17 protein-coding genes and 2 tRNA genes are annotated in these 17545 nt (G+C 60.6%); 8 read left to right on the forward strand and 11 right to left on the reverse strand.

The features are described 5' to 3' along the window. The first annotated feature begins 22 nt into the window (after positions 1-22). Positions 23-1540, forward strand: a complete 1518-nt coding sequence (locus AB5Y47_RS15415) for an HD domain-containing phosphohydrolase (protein WP_039038835.1) — start codon at positions 23-25, stop codon at positions 1538-1540. Positions 1541-1615: 75 nt separating this feature from the next. On the opposite strand, the gene AB5Y47_RS15420 is transcribed toward AB5Y47_RS15415, so the two are convergent. Together AB5Y47_RS15420 and dnaQ are read right to left on the reverse strand one after the other, a co-directional pair. Continuing rightward, the gene (locus AB5Y47_RS15420) at positions 1616-2866 is read right to left on the reverse strand and encodes a TIGR03503 family protein (RefSeq protein WP_323899734.1); all 1251 of its coding nucleotides are present in this window, start codon (positions 2864-2866) and stop codon (positions 1616-1618) included. After that, a complete protein-coding gene (gene dnaQ / locus AB5Y47_RS15425; protein WP_041212726.1) occupies positions 2863-3597 on the reverse strand; it encodes a DNA polymerase III subunit epsilon in 735 nt (244 codons plus the stop codon). Before dnaQ ends, AB5Y47_RS15420 begins: the two co-directional genes overlap by 4 nt. Before the next feature lie 75 nt (positions 3598-3672). On the opposite strand from dnaQ, the gene rnhA reads away from it, so the two are divergent. Continuing rightward, complete coding sequence (rnhA, locus tag AB5Y47_RS15430) at positions 3673-4137, forward strand: ribonuclease HI (protein ID WP_010674138.1); 465 nt, start codon at positions 3673-3675, stop codon at positions 4135-4137. A 6-nt stretch (positions 4138-4143) separates the two neighbouring features. Here the strand turns inward: rnhA and AB5Y47_RS15435 are convergent, their stop codons facing one another. After that, entirely contained in the window at positions 4144-4866 is a 723-nt protein-coding gene (locus tag AB5Y47_RS15435) for a methyltransferase domain-containing protein (RefSeq protein WP_368220368.1), read from the reverse strand. Between the two features lie 79 nt (positions 4867-4945). Between AB5Y47_RS15435 and gloB the strand changes: the two genes are divergently transcribed. Next, the gene (gene gloB / locus AB5Y47_RS15440; RefSeq protein ID WP_319896798.1) at positions 4946-5710 is read left to right on the forward strand and encodes a hydroxyacylglutathione hydrolase; all 765 of its coding nucleotides are present in this window, start codon (positions 4946-4948) and stop codon (positions 5708-5710) included. 87 nt (positions 5711-5797) lie between these two features. Here gloB and AB5Y47_RS15445 read toward each other — a convergent pair whose 3' ends face one another. Further along, a complete protein-coding gene (locus AB5Y47_RS15445; RefSeq protein WP_010674135.1) occupies positions 5798-6070 on the reverse strand; it encodes a hypothetical protein in 273 nt (90 codons plus the stop codon). Here AB5Y47_RS15445 and AB5Y47_RS15450 point away from each other — a divergent pair. Beyond that, positions 5999-7321 carry a LysM peptidoglycan-binding domain-containing protein gene (locus AB5Y47_RS15450; RefSeq protein ID WP_223302529.1) on the forward strand — a complete coding sequence of 441 codons (1323 nt, stop codon included), beginning with the start codon at positions 5999-6001 and terminating at the stop codon, positions 7319-7321. The genes AB5Y47_RS15445 and AB5Y47_RS15450 overlap by 72 nt on opposite strands. Positions 7322-7416: 95 nt before the next feature. Here the strand turns inward: AB5Y47_RS15450 and AB5Y47_RS15455 are convergent, their stop codons facing one another. Beyond that, positions 7417-8262: an endonuclease/exonuclease/phosphatase family protein gene (locus tag AB5Y47_RS15455; protein WP_029314263.1), complete on the reverse strand. Its 846-nt coding sequence runs from the start codon at positions 8260-8262 to the stop codon at positions 7417-7419. Between the two features lie 111 nt (positions 8263-8373). Here AB5Y47_RS15455 and AB5Y47_RS15460 point away from each other — a divergent pair, with 111 nt between their 5' ends. Next, positions 8374-8598 (forward strand): hypothetical protein, encoded by a 225-nt coding sequence (locus AB5Y47_RS15460; RefSeq protein ID WP_010674132.1) that lies wholly within the window; start codon positions 8374-8376, stop codon positions 8596-8598. 6 nt (positions 8599-8604) lie between these two features. Here AB5Y47_RS15460 and yciA read toward each other — a convergent pair whose 3' ends face one another. The 5 genes from yciA to AB5Y47_RS15485 form a co-directional block, all read right to left on the reverse strand. Next, positions 8605-9003 carry an acyl-CoA thioester hydrolase YciA gene (gene yciA, locus AB5Y47_RS15465; RefSeq protein ID WP_029314261.1) on the reverse strand — a complete coding sequence of 133 codons (399 nt, stop codon included), beginning with the start codon at positions 9001-9003 and terminating at the stop codon, positions 8605-8607. A 139-nt stretch (positions 9004-9142) separates the two neighbouring features. Beyond that, entirely contained in the window at positions 9143-9955 is an 813-nt protein-coding gene (locus tag AB5Y47_RS15470) for an NAD-dependent epimerase/dehydratase family protein (RefSeq protein WP_368220369.1), read from the reverse strand. A 246-nt stretch (positions 9956-10201) separates the two neighbouring features. Next, a complete protein-coding gene (locus AB5Y47_RS15475) occupies positions 10202-11200 on the reverse strand; it encodes a LacI family DNA-binding transcriptional regulator (protein WP_039038828.1) in 999 nt (332 codons plus the stop codon). Between the two features lie 177 nt (positions 11201-11377). After that, positions 11378-13294, reverse strand: a complete 1917-nt coding sequence (locus AB5Y47_RS15480) for a transglycosylase SLT domain-containing protein (RefSeq protein ID WP_331403653.1) — start codon at positions 13292-13294, stop codon at positions 11378-11380. Positions 13295-13377: 83 nt separating this feature from the next. Further along, positions 13378-15897, reverse strand: a complete 2520-nt coding sequence (locus AB5Y47_RS15485) for an EAL domain-containing protein (RefSeq protein WP_043154202.1) — start codon at positions 15895-15897, stop codon at positions 13378-13380. Between the two features lie 392 nt (positions 15898-16289). On the opposite strand from AB5Y47_RS15485, the gene raiA reads away from it, so the two are divergent. Further along, positions 16290-16622, forward strand: a complete 333-nt coding sequence (gene raiA, locus AB5Y47_RS15490) for a ribosome-associated translation inhibitor RaiA (protein ID WP_010674126.1) — start codon at positions 16290-16292, stop codon at positions 16620-16622. 63 nt (positions 16623-16685) lie between these two features. On the opposite strand, the gene AB5Y47_RS15495 is transcribed toward raiA, so the two are convergent. Continuing rightward, the gene (locus tag AB5Y47_RS15495) at positions 16686-17198 is read right to left on the reverse strand and encodes a VC2046/SO_2500 family protein (RefSeq protein WP_043154199.1); all 513 of its coding nucleotides are present in this window, start codon (positions 17196-17198) and stop codon (positions 16686-16688) included. A gap of 126 nt (positions 17199-17324) precedes the next feature. On the opposite strand from AB5Y47_RS15495, the gene AB5Y47_RS15500 reads away from it, so the two are divergent. Both AB5Y47_RS15500 and AB5Y47_RS15505 read left to right on the forward strand, forming a co-directional pair. Next, a tRNA-Tyr gene (locus AB5Y47_RS15500) sits at positions 17325-17409 on the forward strand. A 31-nt stretch (positions 17410-17440) separates the two neighbouring features. Continuing rightward, positions 17441-17525, forward strand: a tRNA-Tyr gene (locus tag AB5Y47_RS15505). The last annotated feature ends 20 nt before the right edge of the window (positions 17526-17545 follow it).

Consider the following 17545-nt stretch of genomic DNA (forward strand, 5'->3'; position numbering starts at 1 on the left):
GGATCACACACAGGATTGCATAATGGATGATCAAATCCTGATTATTGATGATGAAGATCTTCCCCAATCAGCACCGCGTCCCGCCGGCTGGAAGGTGATGATAGTGGACGATGAACCCGAAGTGCATCGCATCACCAAAATCACCCTGAACAAGTTTGAATTCGACGGCAAGCCGATCGATTTTCTGCACGCCTACTCTGCGGCTGAAGCCAAAGCCTTGCTCGCCCTCACCCCGGATGTCGCCCTGCTGCTGCTCGACGTCGTCATGGAGGTCGATCATGCCGGTCTCGAGGTGGTCAAGTTCGTGCGCGACGAGCTGCAAAACAAGATGGTGCGCATCGTGCTGCGAACCGGTCAGCCCGGCCAGGCCCCGGAAGATGACGTGGTGACCAACTACGACATCAACGACTACAAGGACAAGACCGAGCTCACCTCCCAGAAACTGCGCACCCTGTTGCGCGCCAGCCTGCGTTCTTACCGGGACATCCGAACCCTTGAGAGCAATCGACAGGGGCTGGAGAAGGTCATCGAGGCGTCCAAGGGGATCTTCGAGCAGCGTGCCCTGCGCCAGTTCGTCGAAGGAGCCCAGACCCAGCTCAGCGCCCTGCTCAATCTGGAAGAGTCCCAGATTTACGATGTGAAGCACCTGGCGTATGAGGTGCGGGATCAGGTGCTCGAGCCTCTGCTCAGCGATGGTCCCATGCTGCGCCTCGTCGATGCGCCGGAAATACTGCGCTGTGCCATGGCCAAGGGAGCCAATGTCTACGATGGCAACCAGATGGTGCTCTATTGCCAGAATGCCCGTCATCACCTGCTGTTCCACATCGAGACCACTCGCCCGCTCAGCCAGATGGATACCGGGCTGCTGAGCCTGTTCACCGAAAACATCATAGTGGCGCTGGAGAATATCCGGCTCAACGAGGTGATCGGTGACAACCAGCGAGAGATCATCTATCGCATCGGCGAACTGGTGGAGAGCCGCTCGAAGGAGTCCGGCTTGCACGTCAAGCGGGTGGCCCTCTACACCGAATTGTTCTGCAAGCTGCTCGGCATGAATGAGGACAGGTGCGAGCTCATCAAGCGTGCCTCTCCCCTGCACGACATCGGCAAGGTGGGGATCCCGGACGCCATCTTGCACAAACCGGGCAAACTCACTCCCGAGGAGTGGGAGATCATGAAAACCCACGCCCAGCTTGGTCAGGACATGCTCTCCGGCAGTGATCTGGCCCTGTTCCAGATAGGCGCCACCATCGCGGGCAACCATCACGAGAAGTGGAATGGCAGCGGCTATCCCCGCGGATTGAAGGGAGAGGACATTCCGCTGGAAGGACGCATCGTCGCCCTGGCGGATGTGTTCGATGCCCTGGGCTCGGATCGTTGCTACAAGCAGGCCTGGCCGCTGGATCAGGTGCTGGCGCTGATCAAGGAGGAGAAAGGAGAGCACTTCGACCCCCTCCTGGTGGACCTGATGCTGGCCAATCTGGAGAAGTTCCTCGATATTCGTGAGCAATACAAAGACATCTATATCGGCGCTCACTGATATCGGATTCACCCCATCCACTTGCCACCATGAAGAAGCCGCCCATTGGGCGGCTTCTTTGCAATGTGCGCGGAATTATTGCTCCGGCAGATTGAGATCCAGTTTGGGGGTTGCTGGCGTCTCTTCAAGTTGCGCCTTCTGCGCCGCCATCGCCTTGTGCAGAGTGCGGCGCTTTTGCAGCAGAATGAAACCACCCGCCCCCAGCAAGAGCAGCAACACGCCACCTCCCCCCAACGCCCAGGGCAGCCAGACCGGACTCTCCCGCTCCTCGAACCGGTCGGGGGTGGCGGCGGATGCGGGCATGGCCGCAGAGGGTGCAGGAGGGGGGGGAGGCGGTGCTATGGTGAACGACTTGGCCGGCAATTGCAGTTGCACCTCGCGACCGAGCCGGGTTGTTCCAAAGAGGGTGGCCTCCACCTTGTACTGCCCTGCCGCCTTGAGGGCGGAGAGATCCACGCCAAAACGCGGCGCTGTCGCCACCTCGTTGAACGTCATGCTACTGCCGCCGCCGTCGATGGCCTTGCCCTGGATGACCACGGAGGCGGGATCCAGTTCATCCACATCGATGACCAGAGAGAGCTTGGCTCCCCCCTCCCCGGAGGGGGGATTCAGGGAATAGCTGACCGGCCAGGGGTAGAGCAGCACCTGCTGTGACTGGGCTCGTGAGAAGACCTCATTGCCGGTGCTGAAGAGGGCTCGGTATTTTCCCGCAGGAACGTCCAGTACCGCCTCGGCGGTCAAGATACCGTCCCCCGGCACTTCGTCCACCCCCTTGCCATCATCCATGTAGCGTCCCAGGGTCTCCTCGAACACGGGATCGCCGCTCTGGCTGGCATCGTTGAACTGCTGCAGCTTGACGGTCATGCCCAGATCGGTGAGGTAGTAACCCGCCCCAGGCGCCGCGCCATCGATCAGCAGACGGGATTGCAGTTTGACACGCTCACCCTGATAGAGGCGGGCCGGTAGCGGCTCGCTCTCGACCTGGATATCGGTGAGCAGGCGCACCCGATTGTCGGGGTCCACCTCTCCGATCGCCTGCCAGGGGCCGGGCATGGGGTCGCGGATGGTGATGAGATCCTGATCCTTGAGGGGCAACCAGCCCACGTCGGGCGGCTTGGCCTTGCCCACATAGAGCTTGCTGCCATCGGGTCGCACCAGGATCACCGAGGGCGTCCCCGGCTTGCGCTTGATGATGAAGGTGATCTCCTTCACGCCGTAATCGATGCGAAAGCGGTTGTCGAGCAGAGGAATGTCGGAAGGCGCAAACACCTCGTTGGCCGCGGCCGGGAGGGAGGCCAGCAGCAGCAGCCCCCAAAGCGATCTCATTGCCGCCACAGGCAGGCACCTCCTTTTTTCTGTACCAGATCCAGCCTCGCTTCATGGACAGCCGCCACCTCGTCGCTCGCGCGAACCACCCTGAGCGGCGGGCGATTGCTCTCCAGACGACGAATGCCGGTATCCTGGCTGGTCTCGCTCTCGCTGGTTTCGCTCGCCAGATTGAGTTTGGTCTGGCCACCCGTCATCAGGAGGTAGACGTCCGCCAGGATCTCCGCATCGAGCAAGGCGCCGTGCAGGGTACGGTGAGAGTTGTCGATGCCGTAGCGATCGCACAACACGTCCAGGTTGTTGCGCTTGCCCGGGAAGAGATCCCGCGCCATCGCCAGGGTATCCGTGATGCCGCAGATATCCGCCGTCTTGAAGTTCAGACCGAGCTTGCTGAACTCATAGTCCATGAAGCTCACGTCAAAGGGGGCGTTGTGGGCGATGAGCTCGGCGCCGCGAATGAACTCGATGAAATCGTCCGCTATCTGGCTAAAAGAGGGCTTGTCCGCCAGGAAGGCATCCGTAATGCCGTGCACGGCGATGGCCTCGGGGTCCACCAGCCGATCCGGCTTGATGTAGACGTGGAAATGGTTGCCGGTGAGTTTGCGGTTGATCACCTCCACACAGCCGATCTCGATGATGCGGTGCCCAAGATAGACAGGGCCGCCCGCGGTGTTCATGCCGGTGGTTTCGGTATCCAGAATGATCTGGCGATTCAGTTGGGGTGTGCTCATGATCAAATCCATGTCAAACTTCGGTTTTACTCGCTAGTTTACCCCAAGCCTCTCGCTAAAACAGATTGATTGCTCATGTTGAAACAGATTGATTTATTCACGGATGGCTCCTGCTTAGGCAACCCGGGCCCCGGCGGCTATGGTGCCGTCATGGTCTATGGCAAGCATCGCAAGGAGATCTCCGCCGGTTTTCGATTGACCACCAATAACCGGATGGAGCTGATGGCTGCCATCATGGGGCTGCGGACCCTGAACGAACCCTGCCAGGTGCGGCTCACCACCGACAGCCAGTATGTGCGCCAGGGGATCACCCAATGGATCATCGGCTGGAAGAAGAAGGGCTGGATGACCGCCAACCGTCAGCCGGTCAAGAACGTCGATCTCTGGCAGGCCCTGGATGCGGAAGTGGCCCGTCACCAGATCGAATGGCTCTGGGTGAAAGGACACTCGGGCCACCCGGAAAACGAACGCTGTGACGAGCTGGCCCGTGAGGCCGCCAGCGGCAAGCAGCTTGCCGAAGACAGCGGCTACCAACCCTGATGCCCGCTAGCCGCCCTGGCGCGCCATTCCTGGCGCGGCCATCGACTCCGGCAGCCGCCAGCGGCGACGCACCGGTGTCACGAGGAAACGCCGCTTGCGGGCGGCAATCACGTAAACAGACGCCAGGGAGCGGCAATAGTCCCGCCCCAGACTCTCCCGCCACCAGCCGATCTTGCTCTGCCTGCCCATGAAGGAGAAACCGAACCGCTCGTCGAACATCACCTCGCAGCCGAGCAGTTGCAGCCAGTCGGTCACCCGTGCGGGCGTGAACATGCGGGCAGACCAGGGCAGATGCCGCCGCATGAAGGGCAGATAGTGACCCAGCCCCACCAGGCTGAGCGGGTTGTAACCGCTGACAATGAGCCAGCCATCGTCGGTCAGCACCCGTTCTGCCTCCCGCAGCACCTGATGAGGATCCGGCGAGAAATCGAGGCAGTGAGCCAGCAGGCAGGCATCCACGCTCCCCGATCGCACCGGCAAGGCGAGCGGATCCCCCTGGATGTCCAGCAGCCGTCCGCCGGGGGCGACACCGATTTGATGACGAATGGTGGAACAGCCGCAGGAGAGTTCGGCGCTCAGGGCTCCTATCTTGAGCAAGTGATAGCCAAAGAGGTGGGGGCACCAGTTGTCGAGGCGCTCCTGAAGCTCGGCGGCCACCCAGTCCCCCATGGGCAGTGCGGACCAACTGGTCGGAAGCGCGATCTGTTGTTCGGTACGTGCCAGTTGCATAATGGGACCAACTCGGGGGCGAATGCCATCCAGTTATATAAGATCCCTTCCTTAAAGAGAACACAAGAGACCTCGACCCATGTATACCGTCATCACAGTTCCCGCCTTCAGCGACAACTACATCTGGTTGATCCGTCATGAAAATCACTGCCTGGTCGTCGATCCGGGCGAGGCCGCTCCCGTGCTGGAACGGCTGGCTGCGCTGGATCTGGTGCTGGATGCCATCCTCCTGACCCATCACCACCGCGATCACGTCGGGGGCGTATCCGAGCTGCTGCAACACTTCCCCCACGCTCGCCTCTATGGTCCCAAGCATGACCCCATGCCGGACCATCACGGCCAGTGGCTCGACGACGGGGATCAGATCAACTGGCATGGCCTGAGTCTGGATGCCCTCCATGTGCCCGGTCATACTCTGGGGCATATCGCCTATTACGGCCAGGGCATGCTGTTTTGTGGCGATACCCTCTTCAGCGCCGGTTGCGGCCGTCTGTTCGAAGGGACCCCGGCACAGATGCACACTTCCTTGCAACGGCTCGCGGCACTGCCCGATGAGACCCTCCTTTATTGTGCCCATGAATACACGCTCTCCAACCTGCGTTTCGCCCATGCGGTCGAGCCCGACAACCTGGCGATCCAGCGGCAGATCGGCGTGATCAGCAAACTGCGTCAGCAGGGCCTCCCGAGTCTCCCCTCCCGGCTGGGAGATGAGCGGAATTTCAATGTTTTTCTGCGCTGCGAGCAGGACTCGGTAAAATTTTCTGCTGAGAAATACGCCCTTAAATGCTTGGAAAATCCAGAGGATACCTTCGCTGTTCTGCGGGCCTGGAAGGACGTTTTTTGAACAAACCTTGATCAGGGGGGCATTGCCCCTTATGATGCGAGCTGTTTTTCCACAGATGACCTGAGCGAGATGAAGCTACGAACGGCCTTATTGGCAGCGCTGTTTCTCAGCGGCTGTCAAAACCTGAGCCATCAGGATGACCGGGCGGTAACGGCAATCGAGCCGATCAAATCCCCCCAAGTCAGCAAGAAAACGTACAAAAAACACTCTTCGCGGATGCTGTTCGGCGACGAACAGATAGAAGAGCTGGATGACACTGATAACCTGTGGGTGCGTATCAGCGATGATATGCAGCTGGACTCGCACGATAATGCCCGGGTTCGCCAACAGCGTGATTGGTTGTTGCGCAATGATAAGCATATGGCGACCATTGCCAGCCGGGCTGAGCCCTACCTGTATCTGATGGTAGAGGAAATCGAACGGCGTGAGCTGCCAATGGAGCTTATTACCATCCCCATGATCGAGAGCATGTTCGATCCCAATGCCCGCTCCCGCAGCAATGCGGTCGGTCTTTGGCAGTTCGTTCCTGCAACCGGCAAGAATTTCGGCCTGCGCCACGACAACTGGTACGACGGTCGACGCGATGTCCTGGCATCCACCAATGCCGCACTGGATTACCTGGAGTACCTGAACCGGTTCTTCGACGGTGACTGGCTGCAGACCCTGGCCGCTTACAATGCCGGTGAAGGTCGGGTGCGCAACGCCATCACCCGCAACGAACGGGCTGGTCGTCCGACCGACTACTGGTCGCTGGACCTGCCCCGCGAAACCCGGATGTATGTGCCCAAGATCCTGGCCATGGCCGACATGATCCGCAATGCGGACAAATACAATGTCACCCTGCCGGTGCTGGCCAACAAGCCGCAATTGCGAACCATCAATACCGGTGGCCAGATTGATTTGAACGTGGCCGCCCAGCTGGCTGGCGTTTCCGCCTCCCAGCTCAAGGCGCTCAATCCTGCGCTCAAGCGTGGCATGACCTCGCCGCAGGGCCCTTACAACCTGCTGGTCCCCGTCGAGTACGCCGACACCCTGGAGCTGGCCCTGGCCGATCTGCCCCAGCGTGAACGTACCCGTGGTGTGCGCTCCTATCAGGTCACCAGTGGTGATACGCTGTCACGGATCGCCCAGAATCACGGGGTGACCGTGCAACAGCTCAAACTGGCCAACAACATGCGTGGCAATAACCTGCGCCGTGGCCAGAGCCTGATCATCCCCAATGGCGGGCGCGCAACCCAGGTTGCCCAGAGCAAGCCGCAGCAGCTCGCCAGCCGCAGTGGTGGCAAGGTGAACTATCAGGTGCGCTCCGGTGACAACCTGTGGAGCATCAGCCAGGCACACGGGGTCACCCACGCCGACCTGGCCAAGTGGAACGGCCTGAACGCCAAGTCGGCCCTCAAGCCTGGCATGAAGCTGGTGGTCTGGCCCAAGCAGGGCAAGAGCAGCAACAAGTCCATGGTCTATCAGGTGCGCCGCGGTGATTCCCTCTCCTCCATCGCAGCCCGCTTCCAGGTCGCCGTCAACGATGTGATGCGCTGGAACCAGCTCGGCAAGAGTGACTATCTCAAGCCGGGTCAGGAGTTGACCCTGTTCGTGAAGAACAACAGCTGATCGCTCGTCGCAATCCAAAAAATACCCCGCTTGATGCGGGGTATTTTTTTGTCTGCATGAACCAGCGGCTACGCCGCTCTCCGCTGAGGGATGACTCAGGGAGTGATAGCCTGGGCCGCAAAGCGCGCCAGAATGGGGTTATGGTCAGAGGCATCGGTAGCAGGTGAACTCACCTCCACCAGATCCAGATTGCGATAGTAGAGGTGATCCAACGGGCGGCCAAAAGCGGTGCGACGCAGATCAGGCACAGGTATGGCCTCCTGCAGGCCAAGCTCGCCCACCAGCTTGTTCAACCAGAACGCGCGCTTGTCGCTCCAGGTGTTGAAATCGCCACCCAGGATGACCGGCCCCTGGTGGCGATGGATCAACGCAGTCAGATCGTTGAGCTGCTCGCGAAAGGTCGCCATGCCCAGCTCGAAATTGACCGCATGGAGATTCACCACCAGCACGCCGTCAGGATCCCCTTGCAAGGGATAGAGACTGACCAGACCTGACTTGGGGATGCGCAGCAGGGGTTCGGGGGAACGGACGCCACAAACAAACGCCTGCGGCGTTTTCGCCACCGTCATCACGCCAAAGGAGACACCTCCCTGGGTGAAGGCCTGCAACTGCTGCCACTGGAAATCGCCTCTCTTCAGCCAGTCCAGCATCTCGGGCCGGGTCGCCGACTCTTGCAGCAACACCAGATCCTGGGACTTGGCATACTCATCCAGCCCTTCCCGCCAGTTCTTGCGTTGTCCCTTGTAGAGGTTCCAGACGGTGATGCCAAACTCCCTCGGCAAGGCCGTGGAGGCGAGCGCCACCAGAGGTGGTCTGTCACAGCTTGCGCCAGGTATGATACCTGCCGCAGTCACCAGATGATCTTGATCCGGTACCTCGAAGCAACCGACCAGCCCCAACGTCAGCAGGGACGTTCCCAGAATCCGATAACTATTTTTCATTGGCTAACAATCACCTGCCTCTGCAAGACGACATGGCCCTCACACAGGCCACGGTCGCCGACTAGTCTCATTATTCGTGTCCGGCCCGACTCATCCAGAAGGAATTCAACGATGGCGAGACAGCACCAGTACCGCGTGACATTTTACGATCAACAGGGAACCTGTCATCAAGTGGAGCTTTCCACCGTCTATCAAATCAGGCGGGATCCCCAATGTGATCTCTGTCTGTTCGACACCCGGCAGTGCGTGGGGTCGGAAGAGATGCTGGAGCGCATGATACGGCAAAAAACCGGGCTTGAGCAGGAAATATCCATCATCAATGCCCGGCTCATCTGAGCAGACTCAGACCGGGACGGGGCGGGATTTGCCCTGATCGTCGATGGCCACATAGGTGAAGACGCCCTCGGTCACGCAGTACCGCTGGGCTTCGTTCTCCCGCAATACCGGCTTGACCCAGACCTCCAGCTTGAGTCGCATGGAGCTGCGACCAATCTTGAGGCAGCGACCGTAACAGCACACCACGTCACCCACCTTGACCGGGCTGTGGAAGGTCATCCCCTCCACCGAGACGGTACAGATGCGCCCTTTTGCCAGCTCCTTGGCCATGATGCCCCCACCTATATCCATCTGGGACATGATCCACCCGCCGAAGATATCGCCATTGGGGTTGGTATCGGCTGGCATTGCCAGGGTTCTCAGCAACAGCTCCCCATCGGGGTGGCGCTTGGTCTCTTCCATCATTACCGCTCTCTTTATCATGGATGGCGGCATGATAGGGGGCGATCCCCCCCTTGGCAAACCTCAATTGTCCCGGAGCGCGCGCCGTATCTGGTTTGCACGCCAGATGACCGACTCCGGGGCCCGGATGGCGACGACCCGTTCAACCCTTCAAGGCCGCCCCGTCCGCAAACCAGTGGGCCGGATCCGGCCAGCGATAGACGAAACCAAGCTGCTGGCAGATGCGCTGACCTTCGATGGGAGCAAACTCCCCCGTCGGCTCAACGAACTGCGGCGGCACCAGCCCGAGCAGGCGGCTCGCGAAGGGGTAGAGCTGCTCCCGGCGCGGGTGAACGGGGGCACTCAGATTGTAGGCATCCCCATCCTGCCCCCGGGCCAGCATCAGCTCACAGGCGGCCACCACGTCGTCCAGATGCACCAGGTTCACAGCCTGGCCTCCCCCGGCCAGCGTCTTGCCCGCCAGAAAACGGCCGGGGTGACGGTCAGGACCATAGAGTCCGGCCGGGCGCAAGATCATGGCGCAGTCAACATGCCCTTCCAGTACGGCAAGCTCAGCCGCCCGCATCCGCGAGCCTCTGTCATGGGCTGGAGCGGGCGTATCCTCCTCCCCCTGTCCGGCCCCCCAGACCGAAGTCGCGCTGATAAACAGAACCCTCTGAACACCCGCCTCCCTCGCCTGTCGGCACAGGCTGGCCACGGACGCCGGGTAATCACCGGTCTTGCTGGGGGGCACACAGATCACCAGGTCATGACAGCGAAAAGGCAGTGACCCCATGTCAGGGGTGAGCAACAGCGGCCAGGCGGCGATGCCCTCCCCCCTCAGCCGTTCAGCCTTTTCGGCCGTACTGACCGTCACCGCGACAGATTGCCCCTGCTCTTGCAATGCCCTGGCCAGGGGCAACCCCAGCCAGCCGGCGCCCACGATACCCGTCTGATACTCAAATTCGTTCGTCATACCCGGATCCTGACAAAAAAAAACGGCCATCCAATGATGACCGTCGAAAGTAACGAAGGAAATAGCCGGATTAACCGGTTACCTCCCACAGCGGGAAAATCGGGAGCGCACGCTCCTAATTCGTGGGCCTATCCTAGTGGCAGCGCGGTCAAAAAGCTTTGAAGCGGATCACAGTTGAAAAGGATTTCTGAAAGCGCTTTCACTGTTTTACAAAAAAGTTGACCCGCACGGGGCCAACTTCATGACTCAGGCCACAGATTCCCGCCGTACCAGTTCGGCTTCGAATTTGAGCGCCAATCCCTCTACCGGCTTGTGATCCAGCAGCCTCAGGGCCAGCTCAGCGGCCCGCTCTCCCATCTCCTCGATGGGGTAACGTACCGTGGTGAGCTTGGGATAGATGTATCGGGCATAGGGGATGTCATCAAAACCGACCACAGAGACCTGCTGGGGGATCTTGTAACCCCGCTCCAGCAGACAGGAGATAGCCCCCGCCACCATGGCATCGTTGAAACCCAGCACAGCGCTGAACTCGACGCCGCGCGCCAGCAGCTCGCTCATGGCCACATAGCCACCTTTTTCATCGGCATAGGCACGGCCGATGAGGGCAGGATCCAGCTCGATACCTGCCCGTTGCAGGGCGAAGCGATAGCCGGCCATCCGCTGCTGACCATCCACAAACTCCTCGTCATCGGAGGTGACGAAGGCAATCTTGCGATGTCCCGCGTCCAGCAGATGCTGGCAAGCCGTGGTGATGCCGGCCTGGTTGTCCAGCCAGACGCAGCGATCCTCGCAGCCTGGCACCTGACGGTTGATGAAGACGATGGGGGTCGTGCCCGACGCCAGCTCGCTGAGCTCTTCGTCAGGCAGCGCCTTGCTGTGCAGGATCAGGGCATCGCACTGGCGCTGCAGCAGCGCCTGGATGGCGTGCCGCTCACGGGTCGCGTCGTGGTTGCCGGACACCACGATGGTGAACTTGTTCGCCTTGTCGACCATGCTTTCGATGCCGCGCATCATCTGGGCGAAGAAGGGGCCGCCACACAGATCCCCCACCAGCACACCGATACAGTTGGAGCGTTTGCTCACCAGGGCCTGGGCGAAGCTGTTTGGACGAAAGCTGAGTTCCTTCATGGCCGCGAGGACAGCCTCGCGCTTCTCGGGCGCCACCTGCGCCGTGTTGTTGATCACTCGAGACACTGTCGAAATGGAGACATTCGCCAGCTGAGACACATCTTTGATCGTTGCCACTCTCGATTCCTTTGTTGGAAAAGCCTGTCAGTGATGATCGGGCATTGTATCGAACCTGACAGACCAAGACGCGGCGCCCGATCACCTGGCAGGTTTCCTTTTGTAACAAAGCTTAAGGGATGATAACCATTCTGGGGCAAGAATGGGAGGCAGCCGCGACAACGACTGCCCCCGAACTCAATAGGCGTGATTCAGCTCGCGTTCCGACATGAAACGCAAAGGCTGCTGCAGCTTGTGTTGATAGATGAGATCGAAAGAGAGCACGTTCTGGACATAGTTGCGCGTCTCCCGATAGGGGATGCTCTCCACCCAGACATCCATCGGCTTGTTGTCGCTCTGCTCGCGCCAGCGCTTGACCCGACCAGGACCCGCATTGTAGGCCGCCGCCGCCAGGATCCGGTTGCCGTCATACACATCCAGCAGGCGCTTGAGGTAGGCGCTGCCAAGACGAATGTTCATGGCCGGGTCGAACAGTTGCTGCTCGTTGCGATAGGGCACCCCAAGCTTGCCGGCCGTCTCTCTCGCGGTGGCAGGCATCAGCTGCATCAACCCCCTCGCCCCGACCGGTGACTGGGCCAGGGGATAGAGTGCGCTCTCCTGACGGGAGATCGCGTAGAGCAGACTGGTGTTCATGGTGCGCTCTTGTGCCATCTGGGAGAAGGTGCGCTTGAGGGGCAGCGGGAAGCGCAGGTCCAGCGCATCCCAGGCCTCGGCACGGATGCTGGAGAGGATCGCCAGCTCGTGCCAGCCCTGGTTGAGGGCGATGTGGCCAAACTCCAGGCGCTGGGCCACGCTGTTGCGATCCATGTTGTGGATCCACTCAGAGCGGGCCGCCGTGATCTCGTTCATCGCCAGCAGCTCACGCACCCGCAGCAGGAAGGGCCAGCGGCGGCTGGCACTTTGCCAGTCCGGCACCTTGTGCGCCACGCTCTGGTTCTTCATGCGATAGGGCACACCGGTGCGCTGGGCCGCCATGAAGCCATAGAAGCCGCGCAGACTCGCAGTCTCGAGATAGAGGTCCCGCGCCGGTTTCTGCCGCCCCTGTTTCTCCAGCGAGCGCGCCATCCAGTAACGCCAGCGATCCTCTTTTTGCAGCCCCATGGGCATCCGCTTGACCCAGCCTTCGAGGCCGCGCCAATCCTGCTCCCAGATGGCAAGACGGGCCCGCAGCTCCACCAGCTCCGGATCCTTGAGCCGCACCAGAGCCGTATCCAGCCAGGCGCGCTGGTCAGAAGAGCGGTCCAGCAACAGGCGGCGGGCGGCCGCCTTCTCCACCCGACTCACCTCAGCATGGTTCAGGCCGAAGCGACGGGTCATCTCCCCCAGCTGGCGCAGAACCGCGTCGGGCTCCTGGTTGGCGTAGCGAGCCAGCCCCAGTGAGAGCAGATGCCGCGACGGGGGCGCCGCCGTGAAGTTGGCCGGATTCATCGCCCGCACGGGTTGGTCATACAGGGCGATCATCTGATCGCCATACCCCTTCATGCCGCTGCCGAGCTGGGCCCCGAGGTGGCGAATGAGGTTGGGGTTCTGGGCCTCGAAAGCCAGGTTCATGCGCTCCCAGATCTTCTCCTGAGTGCGCAGACCTGCCTGCTGCCAGAGCTGGAACAGGGGATCGCAGGCATCGGGCCTGGATTGACCGCTCAACCAGAGCTTGCCTGCCTCCTGCAGGGCTTCACTCTGGTGCCCCGTGTAGTAGCGGGCCTGATAGTGCTGACAGAGCAGGTCGGTGGAGCTTGGCTTGGCCGGATAGAAACGCAGGAACTGGGACCACTGCTGGCTCTGGGCAAGATAGGTGAGATAGCTGCGCTCGAGCCGGTTGGACTGGGGGGTGTCCCCGTGCTGGCGGATGAAGCGGGTCACATCGTTGTAGTCTGCCGCCCCGGGACGGAACGCAAGCTGGTAGTAATCCAGATAGGGCAGCAGCGGATAGTGGATCAGGCGTGCCCGAAGCTGGCTGAATTTGACCTGATCATTGGCACGCACAGCCTCATGGGCCTGGCGATAGAGAGACTGCTCCATGGTCTGCGCGAAGGCAGGAGCCAACAGCCCCGGCATCCAGAGCGCAGACAAGATGATTCCCTGCACGACTTTCACGAATGGCATTCTCCCCTAGAAGGCATAACCACCGCCAAAGTGCGGTGGTGACATACCTTCATTCTACCCGCTAAGCACGGGGGCTACGCCACACTATTTTTATCGGTGCAGACGGGGCGATCACCGCGTACCTGGCGGCTGACATAGCGTTCAAGGTAGGGAACAGGGAGCGGCTTGGAGGCGAGGTATCCCTGGAAGAAATGGCAGCCCTGCGCCTGCAGAAACTCCAGTTGCTGGCGGGACTCCACCCCCTCCGCCGTCACGTTGAACCCCATGTGGCGGGCCATGGCGATCACGGCCTCGACGATGGCCATGTTGTCACCATCCTTGGGAATGTCCTGGATGAAAGAGCGGTCGATCTTGAGTTCGTCAGCCGGCAGCCGCTTGAGGTAGCTCAGGGAAGAGTACCCCGCCCCGAAGTCGTCGATGGCAAAGCTGATGCCCAGGGTCTTGAGTTCCGCCATCTTGCTGATGGTGTCTTCCGCATGACCCAGCACCACCGACTCGGTGATCTCCAGGTTGAGGCAGGCGGGATCCATGCCGGTGGCCGCCAGCACATCGTGAATGCGATCGACGAAGTCGGGAGCATGGAACTGTTTGGCGCTCACGTTGACCGAGAGCTGGGGGACGTGGATCCCGTTCTCCTCCCAGGAGACGTACTGGGTACAGGCTTCGTGCAATACCCAGTTGCCGATGTCGACAATGAGATCCGTCTCCTCGGCAATGGGGATGAACTCGGCAGGCGACACCAGGGCACGCCCGGGGGGTTGCCAGCGGATCAGCGCCTCGACACCGATGATCTCCCCCCCCGCCACCATGTGCTGGGGCTGGTAGTGGAGAGTCAACTCCCCATTATCGAGGGCACTGCGCAGCTCGTTGTGAATGTGCAGACGCCGGTCGGCCTGCAACTGCATGGAGGCATCAAAGAAGCGCCGGGTCTTGCGGCCCGCCGATTTCGCCTGATACATCGCGGTGTCAGCCTGCTTGAGCAGATCCCCCGCCTCCTGCTCCCGACCGGGAAAGAGGGTGATGCCGACACTGGCGCCGATGTGCAGCACCTGGCCTCTGAAATCATAGGGGGCGGCGATCTCCCCGATGAGCCGCTCCGCGATGAGGTCGGCCTGCATCTCCGCCTGGGGAGGGCTGATGGAGAGCGCTGGCAGCAACAACACGAACTCGTCGCCGCCGAGACGGGCCAGACAATCCCCCTGGCGCACCAGCCGCTTGAGACGGCTGGCCACCTCCTTGAGCAGCCAGTCGCCGGTGGCGTGACCCAGGGAATCATTGATGGTCTTGAAGTGGTCGAGATCGATGAACAGCAGGGCCCCGATGAGGTGACTGCGATTTGCATCGGTGAACGCCTGGGTCAGGGTCTCGTGCAGCTGACGACGATTGGGCAGGCCGGTCAGCTCGTCATAGAAGGCGAGATCCTGAATGCGGCGCTCCGCCGCCTTGCGCTCGGAAATATCCTCGAAGAAGATGACATAGTGGCTGATCCCCCCCTTCTCATCCTGCACCGGCGTGACGATCTCCCACTGGGGATAGGCGTGACCGTCGGCGTGCAGGCGCAGGGTTTCCCCCTGCCATCGATCCAGGGCGTTGAGCTCGTAACCCAGCCCTCCCAACCCCGACCAGAGATCGTTGCCAAGATGCAGACCAATCACCCCCTGGTTGTCAAAGCCGGTGATCTGGCTGAAGGCGTAATTGACCCGCAGGATCTTGAACTCGGGATCCGTGATGATGATCCCTTCGTGAGTTTCAAAGGCCACCGCAGACAGCCGCATCAGGGCATCGCTTTGCAGGCGCTCCAACTCGGCCACCATGCGCACCGAGAAGATGGTCAGGACAGAGTCCAGATCCGTGGTCCGGGTCTGGCTTGGGAACAGCAGGGCGAGATGGCCCAGGATCTGACCGTTGCGATCGAGCAGCGGCTGGGCGTAATAGTGCTGGCCCGGGGGCAGGTCAGGATACCCGGTCAGGGGTTCACTCACGGGGACAGCGCAGGAGGCCCCCTGGCGATAGAGCTGCTGGCAGGGCATGTCACAGAGAGCATACTCCTTGACGTCGATGCCGTGGCTCGCCAGCACCCTGAGCCTGTCGAGACCGACCCGCTCCGTCAGCCAGACGGCAGTGGCTCCCAGGATATGGGCCAGCTCGTTGACCAGGGTCTGGCAAAAATCGAGCCCCGTCTTGGCGGAGAGCGCCTGCGCCAGCTTGGCCAGCAAGGGGGCCTGCAACATGGGAAGCGGCGGTGTCACGCCTGCGGGGGAGTTGGCGCGATCCATCTCGCGATGCATCATTTCGAGGGGGGCAAGCCAACCACAACAGAGCCCCTGTGCAGGCACATACTGACCGTACCAGAGCGCATGGTGTACCTTGCCGTCCTCATCGCGCAGGTGACCGATGAACTGGCCAGGCTGGCCGGAATCGTGGAGTCTTGCAAGAAAATCGGCGAAACCCGCTTCATCTTCCCGCTCAAGTTGGGTGGCCCAGGGGTGGGTTCCCTCCCCTGCCCAGGGTTCACAAGAGACATGATCAGACAGGCTCCATTGCCCATGCTGCCGATCATAAAACCACATCATCTGGGTGGCTTGCTGCTTCATCTACGACTCCAACCACTACAACCACGTTATCCACCCCGACTCCTGCAGAAAAGCATATCCGTTTGCGCGCATATCTCCACCGGCGCATGGCAATGATTTTGCGATGCGATGAGGCGATGTGGGTGGAGAAAATTCGAGACTATGCGGCAAAAACCAAACATCGGGTCGACACAAGGCGCTGCCGAGGGGGGACAGAAACGATCCTATTTGCTGATACTGCCTGCCTGTTTCACTGAGCTCAAGCGGTTTTTGGCATGAAACGGGAAAAGCTCACAATTTATGGACAGCGGGATTCCCAAGGGCATTTTTCGTGACATAGATCACATTTTGATTTGGCGACATGGGTAATCTGGAGGTGAAGACACAAGCAAGACGACCCGAAGGGGGCCATTATGAAAATCGAAATGACCAGTAAAATCATCGACATCACCCCAGCCATCCGCGAGCGCATTGAATCCCGTTTTGAAAAGCTCGAGCGTCTTCAGGTGCCTCTCATCACACCCCATGTGATCATCTCCAAAGAGCGTTTGATGTATATCGTCGAAGCCACTATCGGCATTCCCAACGGCAAACTGTTTGCGCAGGCAGAGCACGAGGATCTCTATGCTGCCATCACGGACCTGGGCCAGAAGCTGGAACGCCAGCTCAACCGTCACACGGAAAAACCCATCGCCCGTCGTGCCGCCGGCAAGGAAGTGCCCCAACCGGACGAAGCAGACGCCTGACAAGGTTCACCACTCATAAAGCAAAAGGCGGGTTATCCCGCCTTTTTGCATTCTACCGTGCCGTCACCCCAGCCAGCGCAGCCTGGCATCCACCCCATGCGCAAGCTCATCGAGCAGCGGCAGCATCATCAGCGGAGCCTCCTCCCTGGAGTCAGCGCCCATAGGGCGGGCCTGCCATCGCTCGCGACCCAGTGCCGAGAGGTTGTCATACACCGCGGGATCCAGCGCGGGCGTTCGGCTCACCAGTGGCGGGGAGCGCAGCGCCAGCCAGAGTCTCACATCCGTCATGCACCCGCCCTGTTGCAGACGCTCGTTGAGGCTGGTGGCATCGCTCTCTTCCACCCCGCCTTGCAGGGACGCCCGGGGCATCAGACCGAAACGGGAGCGCCAATCCAGCTCATCCGATGCAGGCTTGGGCGGGGTATCAAACCAGGGCTGCTCTTCCACTGCATCAGTCAGCAGCGCCAGATGCAGCCTGAAGTCGGCACGGTCCCCCGAACGGAGATCCTGGTTGAGCCGTTGGCCCAACTGGGCCTCATCCACGAGCAAGCGGTCACGAATCGCACTGGGCAGCATGAGATAAATCTTGGAAATGAAGGTTTCATTGCTTATCGGCCATCAACCCGATCCTTTAAGCATTAAAAATCCCGGCAGAGGGGTTCACAAGCGCGGCAGATCTGTTAGTATGCGCCTCGCACTTGGGGAGGGGTTCCCGAGCGGCCAAAGGGATCAGACTGTAAATCTGACGGCTCTGCCTTCGAAGGTTCGAATCCTTCTCCCTCCACCATTCAAGTGCGCACAATCAGGTCATGCCCCGTGGAGGGGTTCCCGAGCGGCCAAAGGGATCAGACTGTAAATCTGACGGCTCTGCCTTCGAAGGTTCGAATCCTTCTCCCTCCACCATCTTTCAGAGAACCCGGCCT

This window comes from Aeromonas sp. R7-2, from assembly GCF_040908105.1.
GTDB lineage: Bacteria > Pseudomonadota > Gammaproteobacteria > Enterobacterales > Aeromonadaceae > Aeromonas > Aeromonas caviae.

What these genes read in the sequence shown, in the direction of transcription:
- AB5Y47_RS15495 (WP_043154199.1), bottom strand. Translation starts at nt 17,198, where the DNA reads ATGCTGCCCAGTGCGATTCGTGACCGCTTGCTCGTGGATGAGGCCCAG.
- AB5Y47_RS15460 (WP_010674132.1), top strand. Translation starts at nt 8,374, where the DNA reads ATGGCGAGACAGCACCAGTACCGCGTGACATTTTACGATCAACAGGGA.
- AB5Y47_RS15485 (WP_043154202.1), bottom strand. Translation starts at nt 15,897, where the DNA reads ATGAAGCAGCAAGCCACCCAGATGATGTGGTTTTATGATCGGCAGCAT.
- AB5Y47_RS15435 (WP_368220368.1), bottom strand. Translation starts at nt 4,866, where the DNA reads ATGCAACTGGCACGTACCGAACAACAGATCGCGCTTCCGACCAGTTGG.
- AB5Y47_RS15470 (WP_368220369.1), bottom strand. Translation starts at nt 9,955, where the DNA reads ATGACGAACGAATTTGAGTATCAGACGGGTATCGTGGGCGCCGGCTGG.
- rnhA (WP_010674138.1), top strand. Translation starts at nt 3,673, where the DNA reads ATGTTGAAACAGATTGATTTATTCACGGATGGCTCCTGCTTAGGCAAC.
- raiA (WP_010674126.1), top strand. Translation starts at nt 16,290, where the DNA reads ATGAAAATCGAAATGACCAGTAAAATCATCGACATCACCCCAGCCATC.
- dnaQ (WP_041212726.1), bottom strand. Translation starts at nt 3,597, where the DNA reads ATGAGCACACCCCAACTGAATCGCCAGATCATTCTGGATACCGAAACC.
- AB5Y47_RS15455 (WP_029314263.1), bottom strand. Translation starts at nt 8,262, where the DNA reads ATGAAAAATAGTTATCGGATTCTGGGAACGTCCCTGCTGACGTTGGGG.
- AB5Y47_RS15420 (WP_323899734.1), bottom strand. Translation starts at nt 2,866, where the DNA reads ATGAGATCGCTTTGGGGGCTGCTGCTGCTGGCCTCCCTCCCGGCCGCG.
- AB5Y47_RS15450 (WP_223302529.1), top strand. Translation starts at nt 5,999, where the DNA reads ATGCAGCTGGACTCGCACGATAATGCCCGGGTTCGCCAACAGCGTGAT.
- AB5Y47_RS15445 (WP_010674135.1), bottom strand. Translation starts at nt 6,070, where the DNA reads ATGCTTATCATTGCGCAACAACCAATCACGCTGTTGGCGAACCCGGGC.
- AB5Y47_RS15415 (WP_039038835.1), top strand. Translation starts at nt 23, where the DNA reads ATGGATGATCAAATCCTGATTATTGATGATGAAGATCTTCCCCAATCA.
- gloB (WP_319896798.1), top strand. Translation starts at nt 4,946, where the DNA reads ATGTATACCGTCATCACAGTTCCCGCCTTCAGCGACAACTACATCTGG.
- yciA (WP_029314261.1), bottom strand. Translation starts at nt 9,003, where the DNA reads ATGATGGAAGAGACCAAGCGCCACCCCGATGGGGAGCTGTTGCTGAGA.